The organism is Mycobacterium aquaticum (genome assembly GCF_002086485.1).
GTDB lineage: Bacteria > Actinomycetota > Actinomycetes > Mycobacteriales > Mycobacteriaceae > Mycobacterium > Mycobacterium aquaticum.
Map to the genome: position 1 here is coordinate 1 of NZ_MVHF01000084.1, position 8199 is coordinate 8199.

Annotated in this window: 7 protein-coding genes, 1 tRNA gene and 1 pseudogene; 3 read left to right on the forward strand and 6 right to left on the reverse strand. The window is 67.4% G+C overall.

The features are described 5' to 3' along the window. Window positions 1-111: 111 nt before the first annotated feature. From mbtN to crcB (BST13_RS37935), 6 genes and pseudogenes are all read right to left on the reverse strand, one after another. The gene (gene mbtN, locus BST13_RS37910; RefSeq protein ID WP_083171322.1) at window positions 112-1287 is read right to left on the reverse strand and encodes a mycobactin biosynthesis acyl-ACP dehydrogenase MbtN; all 1176 of its coding nucleotides are present in this window, start codon (window positions 1285-1287) and stop codon (window positions 112-114) included. Beyond that, window positions 1284-2867 carry a long-chain-fatty acid--ACP ligase MbtM gene (mbtM, locus tag BST13_RS37915; protein WP_083171325.1) on the reverse strand — a complete coding sequence of 528 codons (1584 nt, stop codon included), beginning with the start codon at window positions 2865-2867 and terminating at the stop codon, window positions 1284-1286. Before mbtM ends, mbtN begins: the two co-directional genes overlap by 4 nt. Then, window positions 2864-3142 (reverse strand): annotated as a pseudogene (locus BST13_RS37920) (acyl carrier protein); the annotation flags it as partial. The pseudogene BST13_RS37920 and the gene mbtM, both read right to left, overlap by 4 nt. A 45-nt stretch (window positions 3143-3187) precedes the next feature. Further along, complete coding sequence (locus BST13_RS37925) at window positions 3188-4210, reverse strand: DUF190 domain-containing protein (protein ID WP_245839981.1); 1023 nt, start codon at window positions 4208-4210, stop codon at window positions 3188-3190. 53 nt (window positions 4211-4263) lie between these two features. Next, the gene (gene crcB, locus BST13_RS37930) at window positions 4264-4632 is read right to left on the reverse strand and encodes a fluoride efflux transporter CrcB (RefSeq protein ID WP_083171333.1); all 369 of its coding nucleotides are present in this window, start codon (window positions 4630-4632) and stop codon (window positions 4264-4266) included. Between the two features lie 31 nt (window positions 4633-4663). Then, a complete protein-coding gene (gene crcB, locus BST13_RS37935; protein ID WP_083171336.1) occupies window positions 4664-5056 on the reverse strand; it encodes a fluoride efflux transporter CrcB in 393 nt (130 codons plus the stop codon). 71 nt (window positions 5057-5127) lie between these two features. On the opposite strand from crcB (BST13_RS37935), the gene pgm reads away from it, so the two are divergent. The 3 genes from pgm (at window position 5128) to BST13_RS37950 (ending at window position 8146) form a co-directional block, all read left to right on the forward strand. Beyond that, window positions 5128-6762 (forward strand): phosphoglucomutase (alpha-D-glucose-1,6-bisphosphate-dependent), encoded by a 1635-nt coding sequence (pgm, locus tag BST13_RS37940; protein WP_083171339.1) that lies wholly within the window; start codon window positions 5128-5130, stop codon window positions 6760-6762. Next, window positions 6759-8018 (forward strand): MFS transporter, encoded by a 1260-nt coding sequence (locus BST13_RS37945; RefSeq protein ID WP_083171341.1) that lies wholly within the window; start codon window positions 6759-6761, stop codon window positions 8016-8018. Before pgm ends, BST13_RS37945 begins: the two co-directional genes overlap by 4 nt. A 55-nt stretch (window positions 8019-8073) precedes the next feature. Beyond that, window positions 8074-8146 (forward strand) — tRNA-Ala (locus BST13_RS37950). Window positions 8147-8199 lie beyond the last annotated feature (53 nt).

The window sequence follows — 8199 nt, forward strand, 5'->3', positions numbered from 1 at the left end:
CCGACCTCGGGCCCGGCCACCCGCCACCACTGACGAGATCCGTTGCACTGACCCCCACACGATTCCGCAACAGCCCGAGATGCGTGTCACAACTGGCCGTTCGCCCCGACATCAGGGCTGACCGAAGGCGGCGTAGCCGTCGTAATCCGGTTTCATCGCGGCGGCCACCAACTCCCACAGCACCTCGTCGGTGCCGCCACCCACGCGGGCCAGCTTCATGTCCCGCCACCAGGCACCCAGCGGCGTCTCGTCGACGAGATAGCCCGAGCCGCCGAAGATGTGCATGCACTCCGAGAGCACTTCTTCGCCCAGTCGCGCGGCGCTCACCTTGATCGCGGCGGCGGCGCGCATGTCGAGCTTGCCCTGCGCAGCGATGCCCACCAGGCTGTAGCGCAGCATGTCGACGCGGGCCTGCAGGTCGGCGATGCGCATCCGCAAGGCCTGGTGCTCGTAGAGCGTGTGGCCGAACTGACGTCGTTTCATCATGCGCGCCAATGTGATTCCGATGACCCGCTGGGCTCCGGCGGCCACCTGCCCGGCGATGGACATGCGTTCGTGGGCCAGGCCCCACGAGATCGCCGCCAAGCCGGTTCCCGCACGCGCCACCAGGGCGTCGGCGGGCACCCAGGTGTCGATGTGGACGGCCGCGGTGTCCAGTGGGCCTGCGCCGACCTTGCGGTACGGCGCCTGCACCTGAACCTGGCTGGTCGGCACGGCGATGACGACGACGTTGCCGTGCCTGCTGGTCGGGTCATGGTCGACGCTGCGCGCCACCACCATGATGTGATCGGCGATGGGGGACAAAGACACGAACTTCTTGATGCCCTTGACCTCGAATCCGTTTCGGGCCGTGTGGACTTCGGTTTCCACGATCTGCAGGTCGGAGCCACCGGATTCCTCGGAGGCGCCGATGCACAGCACCGCTTCGCCGCGGATCGCCTGCTCGCAGATGGTGCGCAGGTAGTCCGACTTGCCGAAGCGACGCAGCAGGGCGATCGCCGAATCGTGCAGGCTGACACCGACGCCGATGCCCGCCGAGCCCGTGCGCCCCAGCGCGTAGGCCAACTCGAACAGCTTGGCCATGTCGGGTTGTTGACCGTCGCCCCATTTTTCGGTGAACACGCCCGATCGCCCGAGGTGTTCGATGAGCTGACGCGGAAAGCGTTCGGTCGCTTCGGCTTCGGCTGTCCAGGCCCGCACGGACGCGTCGAAGGCGCCGTCGAGCAACTCGCGGTATTCCTCGACGGTGGTGGTTGCGGGTTGGCTCGTCACCGTGGTCGCTGTCATGCCTTCACCATCTCCAGGTTGCGTTTGACCTCCAGCCGGCGCAGCTTGCCCGACGAGGTTCTGGGTAATGAGCCAGGGGCCACGAACACTACGTCGGCGGGAACGACGCCGCATTCGGACGCCACCCGCTGCACCACTTCGCTGCGGGCATCGGATTCGTCGCCGCCGCGGAATTCTGCTGCGATCACCAGGCCGGGCCGCGGGGCTCCTTCGTTCGCGCCCACGGCGACCACCGCACCTTCGCGAACTCCCTTGACCTGGGCGGCGATCCGCTCGACTTCGGTGGGGAAGATGTTGCGGCCCGCCACCGTGATCAACTCCTTGGCCCGGCCGCACACCACCAACTGACCATCGACGAGATAGCCGAGATCTCCAGTGGGGAACCAGTCGTCGCGGTGGTGAGGCTCCTGGCCCAGGTAGCCCGACATCATCGAGGTGCCGCGGACCTCGATCTCGCCGACCTCGCGGTCGGAGATGCCTGCGTTGTCCTCGGTGGGGCGCAGTCGCACCTGCATGCCGGGGATCGGCTCGCCCAGGATGGCCAGCCGCTGGGTGGTGGTGCGAGTGTCGGCCCGCACTGTGATCTCATCGACCGCGACACCGACGCCAGGCGTAGGAATCGATACAGCACAGGATGATTCGGCCAAGCCGTAGGACGGGCACAGGGCTCCGGGGTCGAAGCCGAAGCGGACCATCTCCGTGCCGAACCGTTGGGTGCCGTCACAGTCGACGGGTTCGCCGCCGTTGAGGGCGAATCGAAGCGTCGACAGGTCGAGGCCTTGCAGTCGGCTCGCGTATTTGCCGATGAGCCCGTAGGCCATGTTCGGCGCGGCGGTCAAGGTGGCCTTGCTCTCCGAGAGCCAGTTCAGCCAACTGAAGGGGGATGCTGCGAAGGCGGTCGTCGGCGCCTGCCACGCCTCCAGTCCGTTGATCGCGGTGGTGAACAGGAACGCCAAGCCCATGTCGTGGTACAGCGGCAGCCACGAGCAGCCGACATCATTGGCGGACACGCTGATTCGCTCACTGATGCCCCGCAGGTTGGCCAGGGCAGCCGCCGAGGAGATCTGCGCGGTGCGCGGAGTGCCCGTCGAACCGGCGGTGCCCTGCAGGATCGCGACATCGGAGGCTTCGGAGGCGGGGCGGCGCCACGTCACCGAACGCCGATCGTCGGCGACGGTGACGTCGTCATGGAGGATGAGTTGGGCCTTGGCCGTTCGCAGTTGCTCCAGGTAACCGCCGTGGCTGAACACCGCGCCCACCCCGACACCGGTGAACCGGTCCAGAGTGGACTGCGCCCAGCGCTCGGGGTCAGCGCCACGGACCGGTCCTGGCAGTATGGAGAGTGCTGCACCGGCCAGGACGGCCCCGACGATCGCGGCGACGAACTCGACGGTCGGCTCGCCGACGAATCCGACCGTGCGCGAACCGTCTTCGGCGATGCGTTCGGCGACATTCTGGGCGCGCACATGGACCTCGCCCCACGGATGACGGACCCACGCGCGGGTTTCGGTGTCGAATACGACGAGATCGGCGCTGGTCGTGGTCAGCGACTGCGACAGCGCTGTGGCGAGTGTGCTCACTGGTTGCTCTGCGCCGCAGGCAGTTTCGCCAGAATCGCGGCTTCCAGGTCACCGACGGTGTCGCAGCTGAGCAGATCCTGTTCGGACAGCGCGACGCCGAGCTTGTCCTCGATCGCCACCATTCCGACCGCGAACGCCACGGAGTCCAGGCCGGCGTCGTCGATCAGCCGGGACTCGCGCGTCACGCGCCGGATGTCGACATTCATGTCGTCGCGGAGGATTTCGATGAGAGCAGCGTTGACAGCGTCAGACGTAGTCGGTTGCATGGGGTGGGACGCTACACCTGAGAATAAGGTAAGGCTAGGCTTACCCCCGGGTGTCTAGTAGTGGTGCCGAGCCAGCTCGGTGCTGCCGTACCGTACGCCCCCGTCGACCACCACGGCTGCCGGGACCATCTCGGCACTGATCAGGCCGTGACCGTCGGTCAGCTCGTCCACCGTATCGAAGGCCGCGCCGATCCGATCAGACGTGTCGATCACGATCGTGGTCACCGGCACTTGCCGCCCGATCTGGAAGAGCCTGTCCCCGTGCGGTTCCCGGGTGCCGCTGTATCCCCATACGCCGCGCAGTACCGTCGCGCCGCGGCTGGTGCCGGACTGCAGGAGCCGGCGCACGATGGCCCGGTGGATCGGCACGCCATCGTGCAGAGTGGCCTCGGACGTGTGGATCATCAGCTTCTGCCACAGCGGCCTGCCCTCGGCATCGGTCGCGGGCAAAGTCGGTGGGCGGGTCAGCAGCTCGCCGCCGTTCTTGCACAGCTGTGCCCGCTCGACCGTCAGCAGCGGCTCGTCCAGCAGGTCGTCGAGTTCGCCGAGTGCAGCCGCCACCTGTGCCCGTGTGCCGATCGCCGTGATCATGATCGGGACATCGGAGTTGCTGCTGAAGAAGCGCGCGCGTCGACGCTGCCCGTGCGCGGTCCCGTCGACGCCGAGAAGTACTGTGGCCCCGGCGAAACCGTGCCTGTGTAAGGCGGCGCACACGGCACGATAGGCCGGCGCGCCACCCGCCCGGTGATACCGGCCGACATAGACCGTCAGCTTCGCGGTCTCCGGAATCGCCGGCACCGGACTGCCGCGCCTGACCAGTTGCGCACGTTCCAGCGTGATGAGCCCGCGGGTGGTAAGTGCGACCGTCTCTTCGGCGAGCGCCGCGATCTTGTCGGCGACATCCACCGCCGCGACCGCCACCGGAAGGTCCTCGGACATGCTCAGCGTCTGATCACTGCGCAAGTGGTGGTGCGGACCGAAACTGGCGATCCCACGCATCATCACGCTGGTGGCGACGTCGTTGCTGCCGTACAGGTCGAACAGGGCATCGGCGGCGAAGCGGTTACCGTGGCGCATCCGCTCGGCGAAATAGGCGGTGAGCTTGAGGTAGTCCGTCGCGTGCCGGTCACTCACAGTCGAGCCCCCAACCACAGTCCCAAACCCGCCATCGTCAGGCCGAGGACGACACTCACCACGATATTGGCCGCGGCAGGCCACACGCGGCGTTCTTCGCTCAGCCGCTGCGTCTCCAGCATCCACGTGGAGAACGTGGTGTACGACCCGACGAACGCTGTGCCTGCCAGCAGCGCGACGTGCGGACTCAACGCCAGGCCGCCGAAAAATCCCAACAGCAACGCACCAGTGAGGTTCACGACCAGCGTGCCGAACGGAAACCCTCGCGTGTGTCGTGCCGAGACCGCCCGGTCGACGAGAAAGCGCGAGACCGCACCGAGGCCGCCGAGCAGCACGACCCCCGTCCATACCAGAACCGTCGTCATGCGCGACCCGCCGTCGGCGCCTCGCTGCCGCTCACACGCGCACCCGCCGGACCAGCGCCGTCGCCAGTCCGACCGCGAGCAAGCCCAGGGCCAGGCTGGCCGCCGTGTAACCCGCAGCCAGGCCCCACTGCCCGGCCTCCAGCATTCGCACGGTTTCCACCTGCATGGTCGAGAACGTGGTCAATCCGCCGCACACGCCCGTGCCCAGCAACGGACGTCGGTAACTCGAGACCGGCAGGCGTTCGAGCAGGCGGGTGGTGAAGTATCCCAACATGAAGGCGCCGACGATGTTGACGACAAAGGTCGGCCACGGCCAGTGGCCCGGCGCCGGAGCCCCCGCGATCGCCAAGACGGCGCGAGCCACCGTGCCCAGCGCGCCGCCGACGAACACGGCGGCCAACTCGCGAGGGTCATGGCCGAACATGAAGTAAAAGTATGGCGGCAACTCGGCGACGGGCAGACACCGACGCGCTTGTGGTAGCAGAATCGTCAACCATGGCTGCGAACCCCCGTGCCGGACAACCGGCGCAACCCGAGGATCTCATCGACGTCGCACAGGTGGTGACGGCGTATTACACGTTGCAACCCGATCCCGAGGATGTGGCGCAGCAGGTGGTGTTCGGCACGTCCGGGCATCGCGGGTCCAGTCTGGATGCGGCGTTCAACGAAGGTCATATCCTGGCCACCACCCAGGCCATCGTCGAGTACCGCGCCGCCCAAGGCACCACGGGGCCGCTGTTCATCGGCCGTGACACCCATGCCCTCTCGGAGCCGGCGTGGGCTTCGGCACTGGAAGTGCTGGCTGCCAATGACGTTGTGGCCATGATCGATTCGGCGGATCGGTACACCCCGACCCCGGCCGTCAGCCACGCCATCTTGACGTTCAACCGGGGCCGGGATGCGGACTTGGCTGATGGCATCGTGGTGACCCCGTCGCACAACCCGCCCCGCGACGGCGGATTCAAGTACAACCCGCCCAACGGCGGGCCGGCCGACACCGACGCCACGAGCGTGATTGCCAAGCGCGCCAACGAGATCCTGCGAGATGGCCTCAAGTCGGTCAAACGCATCCCGCTGACCCGGGCGTTGCAGACCGCGCAACGCCACGACTACCTCGACGCCTATGTCGCGGACCTGCCCAACGTGGTGGACCTGCACGCGATCCGGGCCGAAGGCATCCGCATCGGCGCCGACCCGCTCGGCGGGGCCAGCGTCGACTACTGGGGTGCCATCGCCGAGCGGCACAACCTTGACCTGACTGTGGTCAATCCACTGGTGGACGCCACCTGGCGGTTCATGACGCTCGACACCGACGGCAAGATCCGCATGGACTGCAGTTCGCCGAACGCGATGGCCTCGCTCATCGCCAACCGCGACAAGTATCAGATCGCCACCGGCAACGACGCCGACTCCGACCGGCACGGTGTCGTCACCCCCGACGGTGGGCTGCTCAACCCCAACCACTACCTCGCGGTGGCCATCGACTACCTCTACACCCACCGACCCAACTGGCCCGGTGCCACCGCCGTCGGCAAGACCGCGGTGAGCAGCTCGATCATCGACCGGGTGGTGGCCGGGCTGGAACGCAAGCTCGTGGAGGTTCCGGTCGGCTTCAAATGGTTCGTCGACGGCCTGATCACCGGTGCCATCGGGTTCGGTGGCGAGGAATCTGCGGGGGCGTCGTTCCTGCGCACCGACGGTTCGACGTGGACCACCGACAAGGACGGCATCATCTTGGCCCTGCTGGCCTCGGAGATCCTGGCGGTGACGGGCAAGACCCCGTCGCAGCGCTACGCCGAGCTTGCCGAACGGTACGGGGCGCCGACGTATGCGCGCATCGACGCGCCCGCCAACCGCGAGCAGAAGGCGCGGCTGGCCAAGCTCTCGCCCGAGCAGGTCACCGCGACCGAGCTGGCCGGTGAACAGATCACCGCGAAGCTGACCGCAGCACCCGGCAACGGGGCCCCGCTGGGCGGATTGAAGGTGACAACGGAGAACGCCTGGTTTGCCGCACGCCCGTCGGGAACCGAGGACGTCTACAAGATCTACGCCGAGTCGTTCAAGGGCCCCGAGCATCTCGCCGAGGTCCAGCAGGCCGCCAAGGACTTGGTCAATACAGTTATCGGGTGAGTGTCACGCAGAGCGACTGTACGCAGACCAAGCCGAAGCTACCGGGTGAAGTCTGGGTTCTGATCGCTGCCAACGCCGTGATTGCGCTCGGTTACGGCGTGGTGGCGCCGGTGCTCCCGGCCTACGCCCGCCACTTCGGCGTCAGCATCAGCGCAGCGACGTTCGTCATCACGGCGTTCGCGCTCATGCGGCTGACGTTCGCGCCGGCGAGCGGCCTGCTGATCCAGCGGCTGGGGGAGCGGCGGGTCTACGTCAACGGCCTGCTCATCGTGGCGCTGTCCACAGGCGCCTGCGCGTTCGCCCAGACTTACTGGCAGCTGCTGCTGTTCCGGTCGCTCGGCGGCATCGGCTCGACCATGTTCTTCGTCTCGGCGCTGGGCCTGATGATCCGGATCAGCCCGCCGGACGCCCGCGGCCGGGTCGCAGGCATGTTCTCCTCGGCCTTCCTGGTCGGGTCGGTCGGCGGGCCGGTCCTCGGCAGCCTCACCGCAGGGCTTGGGCTCAGCGTCCCGTTCCTGATCTACGGCGGCGCGCTGTTGGTGGCAGCCGCCGTGGTGTTCATCAGCCTGCGGCACTCGTCGCTCGCGGCGCCGGCACCCGACGACGGCCCCAAGGTGAGCGTGCGGACCGCGCTGCGCAATCGGGCGTACCGCGCGGCGCTGCTGTCCAACTTCGCCACCGGATGGTCGGCGTTCGGGTTGCGCATCGCCCTCGTGCCGCTGTTCATCACCGAGGTGTTCCACCGCGGTGCCGGTGTCGCCGGTCTGGCGCTGGCCACCTTCGCGATCGGCAACGTCTCGGCCGTCATCCCCAGCGGGCATCTGTCCGACCGGGTGGGCCGGCGGCTGCTGCTGATCGTCGGGCTGACCTCGGCAGGCATATCGACCATGCTGGTCGGGTTCACCGATGGGCTGACGCTGTTTCTCGTCAGCGCGTTCGTCGCCGGGTTCTCCACGGGCATCTTCTCGGCACCGCAGCAGGCCGCGGTGGCCGACATCATCGGCAGCAAGGCACGCGGCGGCACCGCGGTCGCGACATTCCAGATGATGTCCGACGTCGGCTCGATCGGTGGCTCGCTGCTCGTGGGCATGATCGCCCAGCATCTGTCGTTCTCGTGGGCTTTCGTGGTCAGCGGCGCCATCCTGCTGCTCGCGGCGACGGGCTGGGTCTTCGCCCCCGAAACCCGCCATATCCCGGCCACAGAGCACACCCCGGCCCGTTCACTTGGTCCAGAGGCCGGTGGAGAGGTGCCTTGACCAGCGATTTTGAATGGCGGGTAGCCGTGGTGTAACTTCGTGGAGCACGACAAACGGGGCTATGGCGCAGTTGGTAGCGCACCACACTGGCAGTGTGGGGGTCAGGGGTTCGAATCCCCTTAGCTCCACCGAAAATGGGCGAGAAACCGCAGGTGAAACGCTCAGACACGACGGGCATATT

Coding starts and splice junctions, on each gene's coding strand:
- crcB (WP_083171333.1), bottom strand. CDS start 4,632: ATGACGACGGTTCTGGTATGGACGGGGGTCGTGCTGCTCGGCGGCCTC.
- crcB (WP_083171336.1), bottom strand. CDS start 5,056: ATGTTCGGCCATGACCCTCGCGAGTTGGCCGCCGTGTTCGTCGGCGGC.
- pgm (WP_083171339.1), top strand. CDS start 5,128: ATGGCTGCGAACCCCCGTGCCGGACAACCGGCGCAACCCGAGGATCTC.
- mbtN (WP_083171322.1), bottom strand. CDS start 1,287: ATGACAGCGACCACGGTGACGAGCCAACCCGCAACCACCACCGTCGAG.
- BST13_RS37925 (WP_245839981.1), bottom strand. CDS start 4,210: ATGCGCCACGGTAACCGCTTCGCCGCCGATGCCCTGTTCGACCTGTAC.